This is a genomic window from Levilactobacillus zymae (assembly GCF_032190635.1).
Lineage (GTDB): Bacteria > Bacillota > Bacilli > Lactobacillales > Lactobacillaceae > Levilactobacillus > Levilactobacillus zymae_A.
The window spans coordinates 846,426-860,720 of sequence record NZ_JAVLAS010000001.1 but is presented as its reverse complement, the minus strand read 5'-3'; the positions used below and the strand labels follow the sequence as shown (position 1 = coordinate 860,720).

At 56.2% G+C, this 14,295-nt stretch carries 12 protein-coding genes and 1 pseudogene; all 13 read right to left on the bottom strand.

What is annotated here, in order from left to right; translation table 11 throughout:
• Nucleotides 1-89: 89 nt before the first annotated feature.
• Complete coding sequence (locus RI501_RS03810; protein WP_313820434.1) at nt 90-1,130, bottom strand: DUF916 and DUF3324 domain-containing protein; 1,041 nt, start codon at nt 1,128-1,130, stop codon at nt 90-92.
• A 169-nt stretch (nt 1,131-1,299) separates the two neighbouring features.
• Complete coding sequence (locus tag RI501_RS03805; RefSeq protein ID WP_313820433.1) at nt 1,300-2,001, bottom strand: WxL domain-containing protein; 702 nt, start codon at nt 1,999-2,001, stop codon at nt 1,300-1,302.
• A gap of 24 nt (nt 2,002-2,025) precedes the next feature.
• The gene (locus RI501_RS03800; protein WP_313820432.1) at nt 2,026-2,652 is read right to left on the bottom strand and encodes a WxL domain-containing protein; all 627 of its coding nucleotides are present in this window, start codon (nt 2,650-2,652) and stop codon (nt 2,026-2,028) included.
• Between the two features lie 21 nt (nt 2,653-2,673).
• Complete coding sequence (locus tag RI501_RS03795) at nt 2,674-3,084, bottom strand: hypothetical protein (RefSeq protein WP_313820431.1); 411 nt, start codon at nt 3,082-3,084, stop codon at nt 2,674-2,676.
• Nucleotides 3,085-3,528: 444 nt separating this feature from the next.
• Entirely contained in the window at nt 3,529-4,236 is a 708-nt protein-coding gene (locus tag RI501_RS03790) for a class A sortase (protein ID WP_313820430.1), read from the bottom strand.
• Nucleotides 4,237-4,338: 102 nt separating this feature from the next.
• On the bottom strand, nt 4,339-5,256 hold the full coding sequence (locus RI501_RS03785) for a dihydroorotate dehydrogenase (RefSeq protein WP_313820429.1): 918 nt from the start codon (nt 5,254-5,256) through the stop codon (nt 4,339-4,341).
• 68 nt (nt 5,257-5,324) lie between these two features.
• A pseudogene (gene carB / locus RI501_RS03780) lies at nt 5,325-8,501 on the bottom strand (carbamoyl-phosphate synthase large subunit).
• Nucleotides 8,501-9,586: a carbamoyl phosphate synthase small subunit gene (locus RI501_RS03775; RefSeq protein WP_313820428.1), complete on the bottom strand. Its 1,086-nt coding sequence runs from the start codon at nt 9,584-9,586 to the stop codon at nt 8,501-8,503. Before RI501_RS03775 ends, carB begins: the two are co-directional and overlap by 1 nt.
• A 1-nt stretch (nt 9,587) precedes the next feature.
• Complete coding sequence (locus RI501_RS03770; protein WP_313820427.1) at nt 9,588-10,865, bottom strand: dihydroorotase; 1,278 nt, start codon at nt 10,863-10,865, stop codon at nt 9,588-9,590.
• On the bottom strand, nt 10,862-11,803 hold the full coding sequence (locus RI501_RS03765; protein WP_313820426.1) for an aspartate carbamoyltransferase catalytic subunit: 942 nt from the start codon (nt 11,801-11,803) through the stop codon (nt 10,862-10,864). Before RI501_RS03765 ends, RI501_RS03770 begins: the two co-directional genes overlap by 4 nt.
• Nucleotides 11,804-11,966: 163 nt before the next feature.
• Nucleotides 11,967-12,509: a bifunctional pyr operon transcriptional regulator/uracil phosphoribosyltransferase PyrR gene (gene pyrR, locus RI501_RS03760; protein WP_313820425.1), complete on the bottom strand. Its 543-nt coding sequence runs from the start codon at nt 12,507-12,509 to the stop codon at nt 11,967-11,969.
• A gap of 234 nt (nt 12,510-12,743) precedes the next feature.
• Nucleotides 12,744-13,706 carry a sigma factor regulator N-terminal domain-containing protein gene (locus tag RI501_RS03755; RefSeq protein ID WP_313820424.1) on the bottom strand — a complete coding sequence of 321 codons (963 nt, stop codon included), beginning with the start codon at nt 13,704-13,706 and terminating at the stop codon, nt 12,744-12,746.
• On the bottom strand, nt 13,696-14,193 hold the full coding sequence (locus tag RI501_RS03750) for an RNA polymerase sigma factor (RefSeq protein ID WP_313820423.1): 498 nt from the start codon (nt 14,191-14,193) through the stop codon (nt 13,696-13,698). Before RI501_RS03750 ends, RI501_RS03755 begins: the two co-directional genes overlap by 11 nt.
• Nucleotides 14,194-14,295 lie beyond the last annotated feature (102 nt).

Here is a 14,295-nt window from a genome sequence, read left to right as displayed (position 1 = left end):
TTTTATTGTTATCATTAAAATTAACACGCTGAATTATATGTCCAAAATAAACGACGTTTTGTCAACGTCGTTCAATCGTTACGTGCAACTTATTCTGCCGAATCTTCTTCGTTCCGGTTACGCCGGTTCTTCCACAACAGGTACAGAATGATGGCTAACAGAATCAAAATAATGAGGCCCCCACCGACGAACCACCAGAAGTAGCTCTTTTGTTGGGGCTGGTTAAATTTGTTCGCTAACTTATTCAACTGCTTCTGGGTAATCGTAAAGTTACGAACGAAGTGCCAGTGATACCCGCCCTTGGCCGTGGCATCCAGCGTTAACGTATAGGTTCCCGCCTTCAACTGGGTGTTGCCCCAAGGAATCGCGTATTTGAAATTACTGTTCGGTGCCATGGCCATATTGGACTTTTCGTTCTTTAAGATGACCTTGCTGTCGCCCTGTTTGGTCACGTGGGCCTTAACCTTGAGGTTGCTCATGATCCCCGGTTCCGGGTTTTGCAACTGGGCCTTGACCTGGTTCAATGAGTTGGTCTGGCCCGCTTCAACGGCTAACAGGTTCATGTTCGGGGCCACATCGACGCTGGCTTCGCGTAGCCGCAACCCAATCACGTAGGCAAAGCGATTATTGATCATAACCCCTTTCTTGGCCTTCTTATCCGTGTTACTGAGTTTCTGGACGTTAATGCCCCCCAGAATCATCCCATTAATCTTCTTGGCCGGCATCTTAACTTGCAAAGAAACCGTTTTCGACCGGTTGCCGGGAACCGTCACCGTGGGTAAGCTTTGCTTGGCGAAGATATCCTTGATCCCCGTCTTTAACGAGCTGTCCAGGGTGGGCTGACTTTGACTATAGTCAATGACCCCGTTTTCGTTGGTGATGGCCTGGTTAACTCGTACTTGAAAGCGCTGTGTTTTTTTCGTTTGATTCGTAATCACAACCGACAACTTCTGTTGCTGACTCGGTTTCATGCGTAAGGCAAAATAAGTTGCTGTCGAATCATCCTGGTTTTTGGGTAAGACCGCGTTAACGGTGTACCCGACAGATTCCGCATGGGCTATCTGCTGGTAACCCCCAAACGCAAGCAGAATGGTTCCTAAAGCTAATAGCCACTGCCCAAAACGTCTCATTTTCAATTGCCTCCAACTTTTCCTAATTTGCCTTCATTATAGCAAATCCACACACCGGTGTCTTACCGGAGTTATTATCTATTTCATATTAGACGTCACCCGGCAAACGGCCGTGAACCCAAAAACGATGGTTTGCAGAACAAACCATCGTCTCATATCTGTAAATAACTTATTGTGGCGTATCCGTTAGTAACCAAGAGAGGGTTCCCTTGTAGGTTTGTTGCGCCGTCACCGCTGACGATGCAACCTCCAGGCTCACTGGGTCCGTCGACTTGGTGTTCAGCCGTAGTAACCAGGTGCCCATCCCTTGCCGATCGCCAGGAACGTCCTGGGCGCGGGCAACCAACGAGTAACTATTCATCGGTAAAGCCGACTTAGCCACGAAAGATGGTGCTTTGGTAATATTAGCGCCACTAGATAGGAAATAAGCATATCCCAAAGACAGGGTCGCCGCGGTAATCGTCGAGGCATCCTGTTGCCCCACCAGGGGTTCCGGCTTGAGCATCAAGCTCCAGCCCTTTCCGGTTCCCCGACGGTCACTAATCTGAACGAACGCCCGAGAATTGGTCGCGGTCGCGGTAATAAAATTCCCCGTAATCCCCTGCTGTTGAAATTTCAAATTTGAAATATAGTCTAGCGTTAGATGTCCGCGTGACCCGGTTCCCTGGTTGTTCGGATCATTCGAATCCCCTGGAAACGGATTACCAGAACCATCTGGATCAACTGGTGGAACTGGATCAGTACTTAAATCCGACTTTACCGTCACTTTCGCGGAGGTCGTCTTACTGTCCGTACTCGCAGAAGCCCTGGCTAACGGCCAACCCGCTCCGAGTGCTAACGAGGCCACAAGTATTAGCATCCAACGCTTCATTGTGAGGCCTCCTTGCTATTTAGCTTAAGCTGGCGCGTTCGTCAACGTCCAAGTCAGGTTGGACGTGTAAGCCCCGGCAACGTTGTTGGCAGGAACCGTTAATGCAGCATTTGAGTAGTTGACGTTCCAAGTCCCAACCCCGGCCTTAAGAGCGGCAGACGCAACCGGCTTAGCCGTAGTTCCTTCAGTCGGCAATTCAACCGTTTGAGCTGTTGGTGTGTTAGCAGTGTCCGTTGTATCGGTGTTCGTAGTGGTTGGCGTTGTGCTGGTTAAGGTCATCGTCCCGGCCTTAATCGTGTCACCCGCTCCATCAGCTTCCGTACCAAAGGCCGTGTTGGCCACTGTGACGTTCCACCCACTGGCAACCCCTGGGTTCTTAATGACAACTGGATCTACCGCACCAGTTTGCTTAGTGGTTTGCGTCGTTGCCCCGTCCAACGTTACATTTTCAAAAACTAAATTAGGTGCAGAAACCAATTCGATTCCCCCGGCACTAGGCTTTTCAGGATCAACCGAACCAGCTTCCAACGTCACCTTAGCCGTCGTAGTAGAACTAGCAGAATCCGCAGCGGCGTGCGCCGTGGTAGCCGCAAAACTCATCCCAGCAACAGCAGCAACAGTAGCGAGTAATTGTAAAGTCTTCTTAGTCATAATAGAATACACTCCTCATTTTTATGAACGCCGGGTTTTCCGGCTCAGCTTCCATATCCCCAACAATAGTGCCATGATAATCACACCAATTAATCCGAATCCGGTCCATTGCTGTTCCGACAGCTGCGGGAGTCGCCCGCTTAGCGGCGTCTTACTGGCATCCGCATACTGCGTTGCCGTGACGGGGGCTTGATTGCCCGTAGCAGCGTTGGTGCCCTGACTGGTCGTGTTACCGGTACTTGGTTGACCGGCATCACCTTCGCTCCCGTCAATCACCGCACCGTCACTCCCAGTCAGGAGTTGATTCGGTGGTGTTAATCGCACCTCGTACTGCGATTGTTGAATGTCCGTCGCCGCTTGCGCCGGAGAACTCATGCCCCAGGCTAGCGTGGCGAAACTCAACAGCAGTAGACAAATATATCGAATTCGCATCACAATCCCCATCCCTAAGCCCGCAGGCCTAAAAACAAGCTGGCGTCTAATCAATTCTCTTTAATCTGCCGATCACTTTAGCGTTTTAAAGGTTCTATCGGTTAGGCTTTTAATTAATGTTCTTTGAAGTCATCGATGATTCATAAGTATAATACCATGACGATAACTTTTTGTCCACAATTTATCATATGTGCAACAAAAACAATTATAATTTGATAACTGAGCATTCTATAAATGATTCGACCCGCCACTTCATGGACTTATCAATCCCCGTCAGACCGCGTTTTAGGATTAATCGTCAACCAAACTAACTGATTTCAATTATTTTTTTATCGCCAGATTAAAAATTAATTAACAGTCACAGCGTCACGAATTATAGTGTAAAACAGTTTCTTGGTTATACAATTAAAAACGCCCGGCAGATTTCTGCTGAGCGTTTTCTTCTTAATAACGATTATTGAAACTACCGGCAAAGCCCTTCCGGACGCTTAAGGGCGCCTGCTTATACGGCATCTGTTTGACGTATTTACCGCGAATCATCAACCGGTTAGCCCCGGTGGCGTCACAGGTAATCAGGGTCACCAGCTTTTGTTTGGTCTGCGCGACGACCTGAACCGCCGTCGCCGGAATAAATTTCCGAACCGTTACCCGATATTCGTAGACCTTTGCGGCATCGGTCAGGTAGATCTTCTGGCCCACCTGCGTCTTAAAATACAACGGGCTGAACAGAATCGTGTGCGATACCATGTGGTGCCCGGCCAGAGGATAATTTCCCTGACCCATCTTCTGGTCTGCGCGCATGGTACCGGCGGTGAGCGCTAAGACCTGATTGCTGACCCCCTTCGCAATCGGCAGGTGAATATCCGATTGGGGCAGATAAATCTGCCCCACCACGTGAATGGCCTTGGAGTTTAACCGGGCCTTCGCCACCGTCGAGAAGTCCAGCGATTTAACCTTTTTAAAATCGTACGATGCCTTTTTCTTTTGATTCTGCCGAACCGATCCGGCCGTCACCTTGGGCTGGTAGGAAGACACCATCCAGGTCTTGATCTGTTCGTTGAAGATTAACCCCAGCGACACCAGAATCAAGAGCAGAAATAGTAAGGTCCCCCACCACCGACGACGGGTCTTTTTTCTTGGTGCATCTGGCATATCCCCAGGCTCCCTTCCTCAAGTCTCCTTGATTCTACCGCATCGCGGGGAAGGAAGTCCACCAGCAGCGCTTTATTTTTCCAACCACCGACCTGGCCGAACTTAACCCTGAACCTGTGCGATTAACGTTTGCAGACTAGCAATGCCGTAGCGATCCAGCGTAGCGGGCAGGTCGCGCACGATATCGATGCAAGCCGTGGGTGTCCCGTAGGTTGCCGCCCCGACTTCCACCGCATTAGCGCCGGCAAGATAAAATTCCAGCACGTCTTCGGGGGTAAAGACGCCCCCCACACCAATGATGGGTAAGCGGGTGTGCTGACGAACCTGATGAATCATCCGCACAGCCAACGGGTGAATGGCCTTGCCCGACAAGCCGCCGGTCCCGTTAGCCAGGATGGGCTTGCGCGTGGCTAAGTCAATCCCCATCCCCGTCAACGTGTTAATCATGGTCAGACCGTCAGCGCCACCGGCTTCGGCCGCCAAGGCAATCGGGACGATATCCGTCACGTTGGGCGTTAACTTCATGAAAACCGGCTTGGTCACCGCCGCCGTAATCTCGCGAGTCAACGTTTCGACCGTGTGCGGGTCCGTCCCGAACGCCAGCCCGCCGTGCGCCACGTTTGGGCAGGAAATGTTGATCTCCAGCAGCCGCACATTGGGCACCGCATCCAGTTGGCGCGCCACGCTCACATATTCCTCAAAGCTCGCACCGGCCACACTCCCCACCACGGGTAACGTGGGGTAATGGGTCGCTAACCAGGGCAGCTTTTCGTGCACCACGTTGGCCACCCCGGGGTTCTTCAACCCGATGGCGTTCAACCACCCGGCCGTGGTGGCCGCCGTGGTCGGTCGCGGATTGCCCACTTTCGGTTCCGCCGTGGTCGACTTGATGACCAAGCCGCCCAAAGCGTTCAAATCCAATTTTTGCGCCAGTTCTTGACCGTATGCCGCGGTCCCGCTAGCCGGCATCACCGGGTTTTGTAGGGTCACGCCCGCTAAATTCACACTTAATCGTCCCATCGTTTCCTCCTATTATATGCATTTATCGTGCCATCGTTGGCTGTTGCCGTGTGTTCGTCGGTCCGCTTTTACAGCGCCTGTGTCACAAATGACCGGGATTCCAGTACCTGCAGAATGGCCGCCACGGTATCCAGTGCCGTAAACAGCGGCACCCCGTGGGCGATCGACGTGTTACGAATGACCGCGCCGTCGTCGGCCGCGTGGCTCTCATCCGAGATGGTGTTGATCACCACCTGAATCTGGCCGGCCTCCATTTGTTGTAAGAGGTCGTGTTCGCCGGTCTTAATCTTATCGACCACCCGGACCGGCAACTGATTTTGCGTCAGGCAGGCCGCCGTCCCCGGCGTCGCTAACAGTTGGTACCCCAGATTATGGAAGCGCCGGGCCAACTTCACGGCTTCCGGTTTATCGGCATCGCGGACGGTAATCAGGACGTTACCGTGACTCGGCACGTGGAGTTTGGCCGCCTCGAAGGCCTTGTAGAGGGCCTTGGCCAGCGTCCGGTCGCTGCCCATGACCTCCCCGGTCGACTTCATTTCCGGTCCCAACAGGCTGTCCACCCGGTTGAGCTTGGAGAACGAGAAGACCGGAGCCTTCACATGAACCAACGCGCCCGGCTGGACCAGACCGTTGTGGTACCCCTGGTCGCGCAACGATTGTCCCAGAATCACTCTGGTCGCAACCTGGGCCATCGAGATGGCGGTGACCTTGCTTAGAAACGGCACCGTCCGGCTGGCTCGGGGGTTGACCTCAATCACGTAAACCTGTTCGGCGTGAACCACGAACTGGATGTTCATCATGCCGATACAGTTCAACGCCTTGGCTAACCGTTCCGTGTAGGTCACGATTTGATCCTGGACCGCCGCTGATAGAGACTGTGGTGGATAGACCGCCATCGAGTCACCGGAGTGGACCCCGGCGCGTTCGATGTGTTCCATGATGCCCGGAATCAACACCGTTTCCCCGTCGCAAATCGCGTCCACTTCGCATTCCTTGCCCACCAGGTACCGGTCGATCAGCACCGGATGGTCGTGGGACACCTGAACCGCGTTATGCATGTAGTGGTCGAGGTCGGCACGCCGCGTCACGATTTCCATGGCTCGGCCCCCTAACACGTAGCTGGGACGCACTAACACGGGGTAGCCGATACGGTCGGCAATCGCCAGGGCCGTAGCTTCGTCACTCGCCGTGTCGCCCGCCGGTTGGGGAATCCGCAGGTCTTCGATCACCCGGTTAAAGGCGTCTCGGTCTTCGGCCCGGTTGACGTCGGCCACACTGGTCCCCAAGATCTTGACGCCGTGACGTTCCAGCGAAGCCGCCAAGTTGATGGCGGTCTGCCCGCCGAACTGGACGATGACCCCCAACGGTTGTTCGAGGTCGATCACGTTTAAGACGTCTTCAATCGTCAACGGTTCAAAATACAATTTGTCGGAGACGGAAAAGTCGGTCGACACGGTCTCGGGATTGCTGTTCATGATAATGGCCTCGTAGCCGGCCTTTTGGATCGCCTTGACCGAATGGACCGTGGCGTAATCGAACTCCACCCCCTGGCCGATGCGAATCGGACCGGACCCCAGGACCAGAACGGACGGCCGGTCGCTAACCGTGCTTTCGTTTTCCTGTTCGTAGGTGCCGTAGAAGTACGGCGTGCTGGAGGCAAATTCCCCGGCACAGGTGTCGACCATCTTGTAGACCGGCGTCAGGTGATGGGCCGCTCGGAAATTCCGGACCTGATCAGCGGTTTCGTGCCAGAGGTCGGCCACCGTCGCGTCGGCAAACCCGTTGCGTTTCGCCGTGGTCAGAACCGCTAAATCGTCCACGTGAGCGCTCAGGGCGTGTTCCAATTCAATAATGTGCAGGAGTTTATCCAGGAAGAAGACGTTGATCTGCGTCAGCTCGTGCAGGCGGTCCAGTGAATAGCCGCGGCGCAGGGCTTCGGCCAGGTAAAACAACCGGTCGTCTTGGGCGTGGACCAGCTTATCTTCGAGCGTGGCCTGGTCGACCGTGCTTAGCGCCGGCTCGGCCAAGTGGTGCACGCCGATCTCCAACGACCGCACGGCCTTCAACGTGGCCTCTTCGATATTTCGGCCAATCGCCATGACCTCTCCGGTCGCCTTCATCTGGGTCCCTAGCCGCCGGTCAGCCTGGGTGAACTTATCAAACGGCCAGCGCGGAATCTTGCAGACCACGTAGTCCAGCGCCGGTTCGAACTGCGCGTAGGTGGTCCCGGTGACCGGGTTCTTGATCTCGTCGAGGTGCAGGCCCACCGCAATCTTGGCGGCCATCTTGGCGATCGGGTACCCGGTGGCCTTCGAGGCTAAGGCCGACGAGCGACTGACCCGCGGGTTGACCTCGATCACGTAGTACTGAAAGCTCTGCGGGTCGAGGGCCAGCTGGACGTTACAGCCCCCCTCGATCTTCAACGCCCGGATGATGCGTAGGGCCGCATCCCGTAACATCTGAACTTCGCGGTCCGCTAGGGTTTGGATCGGAGCGTAAACGATGGAGTCGCCGGTGTGGATCCCCACGGGGTCGAAGTTTTCCATGCCACAGACCACCAACGCGTTATCCGCGGCGTCGCGCATGACTTCGAATTCGATTTCCTTGTAGCCGGCGATGCTCTGCTCGATCAACACCTGGGTGACCGGCGACAGGGCCAAGCCGTTTTCGGCAATCGCCCGTAATTCGGCGGCATTGTTGGCGATGCCACCCCCGGTACCGCCCATGGTAAAGGCCGGCCGGACGATGACCGGATACCCTTCCTGTTGCGCAAAGGCCAGTGCTTCGGCCACCGTGGTCGCGCTACTCGACGCCGGGACCGGTTCGCCCAACTTTTCCATCAGTTCCTTGAACTGTTCACGGTCCTCGGCCTGGTCGATAGCGCTGAGTTTGGTCCCCAGCAACTCAATTTTCAATTCATCGAGGATACCCGACTTCGAGAGTTCCATGGCCATGTTTAAGCCCTGTTGTCCCCCCAACGTCGGCAGAATGGCGTCGGAGTGTTCCTTGCGCAGAATCTGCGAGACGAACTCGAGGGTGATGGGCTCCAGGTAAACTTGGTCGGCAATCTCCTTATCGGTCATGATCGTGGCCGGGTTAGAGTTGACCAGGACCACCTGGTACCCCAGTTCCTTCAGCGCCAGGCACGCCTAGGTGCCGGAATAATCAAACTCCGCGGCCTGACCGATGATAATCGGCCCGGACCCAATCACCATAATTTTATAAATATCCGTGCGTTTTGGCATTACTTACGCTCCTTTTTCGTCGTCTGGTGGGCGTGCATCAAGTCGATAAAGTCATCAAAAATGTGAGCCGCATCGTGCGGTCCCGGCGCTGCGTCCGGGTGATACTGGACGGAAAAGGCCGGGTAACGATTATGACATAAGCCTTCGACGGTGCCATCGTTAATCTCCTCATGGGTCACGGTCAACGCCGTCTGGGCTAACGACTCGCGCGCCACCGCGTAGCCGTGGTTCTGCGAGGTAAAGTCGATTCTCCCGGTCGCCAGGTCACGGACGGGATGGTTGAACCCGCGGTGGCCGAACTTCATCTTGAAGGTATCGGCCCCGTTCGCTAGGGCGAAGAGTTGGTGCCCCAGGCAAATCCCAAATAACGGCACCTGGCGTTCAATCTCTCGAATCATCGGTAGCGCGCCGGGCACGTCCTTGGGGTCACCGGGGCCGTTGGTCAGCATCACGCCGTCGGGATTGAGCGCCATGATTTCGCTGGCCGTGGTGTTGTACGGCAGAATGGTCAGGTTACAGTGACGCTTGGCCAACTCCCGTAAGATCGAATGCTTCAGCCCGAAGTCGACCACCACCACGTTAAGGCCGGTCGCCGGGTTGGGGTAAGCGTTGACCGTCGAGCTCTCGGCCACCTCGTGGGACTGATCCAGCGGTCGCTGAAGCCGTTGGTGCACGGCGTCCGTGACCGTATCGACGATGGCCGCGCGCATGGCTCCCTTAGTCCGAATATGTTTAGTGACGGCGCGGGTATCGATCCCGGTGATTCCCGGAATCTGGTTGGCCTTAAGGTAGGCGTCCAGCGTCTCGTCACAGCGCCAGTTGCTGGGCCGGCGGGCGACCTCGTGTACCACCACGCCCCGACAGGTCGGATGGATCGACTCGTGATCGTCCCGGTTGATGCCGTAGTTGCCAATCAACGGGTAGGTAAACATCAAGATTTCCCCGTTATAGGATTGATCGGTGATGGATTCCTGGTACCCACTCATCCCCGTGTTGAAGACTAGTTCGCCCATGGTCGTGGCGGACGCGCCAAACCCGGTTCCGGGATAAACGGTCCCGTCCGCTAAAACTAAGTATCGCTGCATACTAATTTTCCTTTCTATAGACGACGTTACCGGCAACTACCGTCAGGCACGTGGCCCCCACCACGCGCCACCCGATAAACGGAGAATTCCGACCCTTGGAGACCATCTGCTGAGCGTCGATCGTGTAGGGATGCGTCAGGTCAAACAGCGCCAGGTCGGCGGGAGCGCCCACCTTAAGTTCCCCGGCGTTCAGGCCAAACAGTTGAGCCGGGCGGGTGCTCATCAGCTTCACCAACTGGCCCAGCGTCAGGATTCGGGGCTGCACCAGTTGGGTGTATAGCAGCGCAAAAGCGGTCTCTAACCCGGTGATGCCGAAGGCCGCGGTAGCCATCGACCCCTGCTTTTGTTCGGCGGTGTGCGGCGCGTGGTCGGTGGCAATCATGTCGATGGTGCCATCCAGCAAGCCCGCTAGTAACGCCGCGCGGTCCCGCGGGGAACGTAACGGTGGGTTCATCTTTAACATGGGATCGTCTTGGGTGATGTCCGCATCGGTCAATAACAGGTGGTGCGGCGCCACCTCACAGGTCACGTGAATCCCGGCGCGCTTGGCGTCTCTAATCAACCGCACGCTTTGGGCGGTCGATACGTGACAGACGTGGTAGTGGACCCCACTGGCCTCGGCCAGCATCAAGTCCCGCGCCAACTGTGCGGATTCGGCGACGTTAGGAATTCCCGGCAGGCCCAGTTTATCAGCTACCGGACCGGCGTTCATCACGCCGTGGTGGGTCAACGAGTCGTCCTCGACGTGCGCGGCTAACGGTAAGCCCGCCCGCGCGGCCCCACACATGGCCTGATACATGGTCTCGGCGGTCTGGACGCCGGACCCGTCGTTACTGACGGCGAAGGCCCCCGCATCCCGGACACCGACGAAGTCGACCAGTTGGTCCCCCGCCCGGCCCGTGGTGATGCTGGCGTACTGGGCCACGTGGACGTGCGCGCGGGCGCGGTTGCGAGCCACCATCGCGGCCACCCTAGCTGGCGTATCCGGGACCGGGTCGACGTTGGGCATCGCCCCGATGGTGGTAAAACCGCCGTGCGCCGCGGCCAAAGTCCCGGTTTCAATGGTTTCCTTAGCGGTCAACCCGGGGTCGCGCAGATGCACGTGGACGTCGACTAACCCGGGACTCAAGAAGTGGTGGTGAGCGTCAATAACCTGGTCGGCCGGACCGGTCAGCTGGGAACCGATGGCGTGAATGCGGCCATCCTGAAGCAACACGTCGGCCACTCGGAGTTGATCGTGCTGCAGAATTTGGGCGTTGCGAATTAACGTGGTAGTCATCGGGATTCCTCCAATTTATTAACGGTCAGTAGGCCACGGTGGGCCAAGAGTTGGGCGATCATGGCCATCCGGACGTACACGCCGTTGGTCATCTGTTGAAAGATGCGCGACTGGGGCGCATCGACCAATTCGCTGGCAAGTTCGACGCCGCGGTTGACCGGGGCCGGATGCATGATGATAGCGTGCGCCGGCATCTTGGCGGCCCGGGTCAGCGTCAAGCCGTAGCGTTGGTGGTAGGCCTGCGTATCAAAGGCGGCGTTGCTGTCCTGGGTCAACCGTTCGTGTTGGACCCGCAAGAACATCAAAACATCCATCTCCCCGACCAAATCGTCGAGTGACCGGTATTCCCCGTACGCCGTAAAGTCGTCGGTGATCCAGCGCTTGGGCCCACTGAAGTAGACCGTGGCCCCCAGTTGGGTGAGCAGTTCCATGTTGGAGCGAGCCACCCGGGAGTGACTGATGTCGCCGACGATGGCGACCTTTAGCCCGGTAAAGTGGCCGAACTCCTGATAAATTGTCAACATGTCCAATAACGACTGGGACGGGTGTTGACCGCTGCCATCCCCCGCGTTGATCAGGCTCAGGTCCAGCCCGGCCTGAACCAGCGGCCGGTAATAGGCGTTTTGCGGGTGCCGCATCACCGCCAGGTCCACCCCGATGGCTTGGATGGTCTTTAAGGTATCCAATAAACTTTCGCCCTTGGTCATCGAGCTGGTCTTGGGGTCAAACGCCAGGACCTGAAGTCCCAAGCGCCGTTCGGCCATCTCGAAACTGGTGTGCGTCCGGGTACTGTTCTCAAAGAACAGGTTCATCGCGAACGTCGGTCGGTTTAACCGGACGGTCGCCCCTTCCTGAAACGCCTGGGCTTGGTGTAACAACGCCATCACGGCTTGATTATCGAATTGATCCACACTCACTATGTTGTTTGCTGGTACCACGATTACCGTCTCCCTTTCGTTTTAATCCAAAGAAAAAGTCTAGCCTTCCTGTAATTGCTTACAGAAAGGCTAGACGACGGCTGCTTCAAAAAGGGCCCAGTTCAGTTAGGTCCCGGCCGTTTCGTTCCTCTCTGGAAACAATTAAATGGCTAATTATGCACTTTTACGTCACTTGCGTAAGTTGAATGGCGTCCCGACCGTCACACTCGGTCAACAGCACGGCCACCTGTTCAGTTAACGCCGTGGGAATGTTTTTGCCCACAAAATCCGGGCGGATCGGTAGTTCTCGGTGGCCCCGGTCAACCAGAATGGCCAATGACGTTTTAGCGGATCGCCCCAACGTCATCAGCTCGTCCAAGGCGGCCCGAACCGTGCGTCCCGTGAACAGGACGTCGTCGACTAAAATCACGTGCTTACCGGTAATGGCCACGGGAATGTCGGCGCCGGTCACCCGGGCCGGTCCCGCCACGTCCACCGTGTGCGGTTGGTCGTCGCGGTACAACGTGATATCTAACGTCCCCACGGGCACCGTCACGTTTTCCAACTGTTGGAGCCGTGCGGCGATCCGTTGCGCCAGATAGATGCCGCGGGTCTTGATGCCCACCAGGACCAGGTCACCCACGCCCTTATTCTGTTCAATGATTTCGTAGGTGATCCGGGTCAGTGCGCGGCGCATGGTCAACGCGTCCACAATCTCTCGAGCCATTTCGGTCTGCCTTCTTTCTACGCTTAAACGCCCACCCGTGCGGACTAACAAAAAAGTCCCCACACTGCTCCTGCAAAAGAGTGTTAGGGACTTCCTCAAAAAAACACGTTCCCCTTCTCAGTCTCACAGGACTAATTTAAAGGTGCTGGTTTAATTGCAATAAGTGTACGCAACTTTCCGGCGGATGTCAATAGGTGTCCCTAAGAAAAAACTGGCTTTCCTCGCTGCTTGACGTTACTTCGGCAACGTCGGCGTGACCGGTGCCTGGGGCACCACGACTCCCGCCGAGCTGGCCGCTACCCACCGCGGAGTCCCTAGCTTTTTAAACGCCGCACTGGTCCCGGTCACGATTACGCCGGCAAATTCCGCCGTTGCCAACGACCGGTAGCGCTGAGCGTACTGACCGCCGTAACGGAAAAGCGAGAAATCGTTAATCGTCAACTCCCGCGGATAGCGGTGCGCCGCCGTGGTCAACTTCTGCCGAAACTCGCGGTATTGCCGCGCCGTCAACCGCCCCGTCACCTCATCTGCTGCGTCACGGGATTGGACGCCCAGAAAGTCATTATCCAGCGTCACGGCCCCCTGGGGTAACCCAATCCAGAACCAGGCGGCGGTCAGTCCGGCAGGTAGCTGTTGGCGAATCTCCCGGTAGGTCATGGGCCGCTTGAAGGTGAGGGCCACCTCCCCCACCATCCGTCGGGTTCGCACGACCTGGGCGAGTTCCTGGGTTTCCACGATGGCCTGGGTCCGCTTTTCTTTCGTGGTCAGGTGTTGATTAAAAAACTCCGGTATTTTCTGTTGGGTCTCCACGTCGTACAGCCCGCCACGCGGTCCTCGCGTCGTCTGGTCGACCACCGGACTGGTACTGCCCCGCAGCGCATAGTTCGCAACCGCCGGAGACCAGGCGATTGATTGTCCGGCGATGCGTTTATAGCGGTGACTCAGGACCTGCCCACCAAACGCCGTCGGGTTCACCAGGTAATGGTCGTTGGCCAAGATATTCGGCGCTTTAATCTCGGCGATGGTCCACAGATAGTCACTGCGGTGATTAGAATCTCGCCTTGTCAACTGTTGGACCAGCTGATAACCGCCCACCAACATTACCAAACTCACCCCTAACGCCACTAACACGGTCAGTATCCAACGTTTTCGCTTAACCCGGCGGACCAAAGTCGTTAACTCTAATTCAGGTTTCATTCTGCTGACTCCTCATCATTTTTTCTAGTTTTCGGTGCAAACGGTGTAACCGCATCTTGATGGCGGCCACCGTGGTCTGGTTCAAATCGGCTAACTGCTTGATTGAGTGCTGCGCTAAGTAACGGTCCACTAACAAATCTCGATCACGGGGCTTCAACCGGTGTAAGGCGGTCACTAGTGCGGACCGGTCCGCTACCGGCGCTTCAATGACCGTACTGGTTGGCATCGCGGGACCCAAAAACTGACTAACCAACTCCTGATAGCGTCGACGCCGCCGATACCCATCCAGGTAAGTCGTCCAGGCCATCCGGTATAAATACGGCCGTAGTTGATCACCGGGTAAGAATAAATCGGCCTCGAGAACCTTCACAAACACGTCCTGAACCACGTCTGCGGCGATTTCTGGGTCCGCGCCCCGTTGGCGAAGATACTGCCGTAAATCGACTGCTAGCCGGTCGAGCAGCTGCTCGTATTGTCGTAAGTCCATGGCTCCTCCTTCCCTACCCAAACAACGAATTGTTTGCCCAAAAGTAACGGTCTTGGGGCAAAGTATACGAAGAAGGCGGGCCATGGGACGCAAAACGCAAAA

What these genes read in the sequence shown, in the direction of transcription:
- RI501_RS03810 (WP_313820434.1), bottom strand. Translation starts at nt 1,130, where the DNA reads ATGAGACGTTTTGGGCAGTGGCTATTAGCTTTAGGAACCATTCTGCTT.
- RI501_RS03805 (WP_313820433.1), bottom strand. Translation starts at nt 2,001, where the DNA reads ATGAAGCGTTGGATGCTAATACTTGTGGCCTCGTTAGCACTCGGAGCG.
- RI501_RS03800 (WP_313820432.1), bottom strand. Translation starts at nt 2,652, where the DNA reads ATGACTAAGAAGACTTTACAATTACTCGCTACTGTTGCTGCTGTTGCT.
- RI501_RS03795 (WP_313820431.1), bottom strand. Translation starts at nt 3,084, where the DNA reads ATGCGAATTCGATATATTTGTCTACTGCTGTTGAGTTTCGCCACGCTA.
- RI501_RS03790 (WP_313820430.1), bottom strand. Translation starts at nt 4,236, where the DNA reads ATGCCAGATGCACCAAGAAAAAAGACCCGTCGTCGGTGGTGGGGGACC.
- RI501_RS03785 (WP_313820429.1), bottom strand. Translation starts at nt 5,256, where the DNA reads ATGGGACGATTAAGTGTGAATTTAGCGGGCGTGACCCTACAAAACCCG.
- RI501_RS03775 (WP_313820428.1), bottom strand. Translation starts at nt 9,586, where the DNA reads ATGCAGCGATACTTAGTTTTAGCGGACGGGACCGTTTATCCCGGAACC.
- RI501_RS03770 (WP_313820427.1), bottom strand. Translation starts at nt 10,865, where the DNA reads ATGACTACCACGTTAATTCGCAACGCCCAAATTCTGCAGCACGATCAA.
- pyrR (WP_313820425.1), bottom strand. Translation starts at nt 12,509, where the DNA reads ATGGCTCGAGAGATTGTGGACGCGTTGACCATGCGCCGCGCACTGACC.
- RI501_RS03755 (WP_313820424.1), bottom strand. Translation starts at nt 13,706, where the DNA reads ATGAAACCTGAATTAGAGTTAACGACTTTGGTCCGCCGGGTTAAGCGA.
- RI501_RS03750 (WP_313820423.1), bottom strand. Translation starts at nt 14,193, where the DNA reads ATGGACTTACGACAATACGAGCAGCTGCTCGACCGGCTAGCAGTCGAT.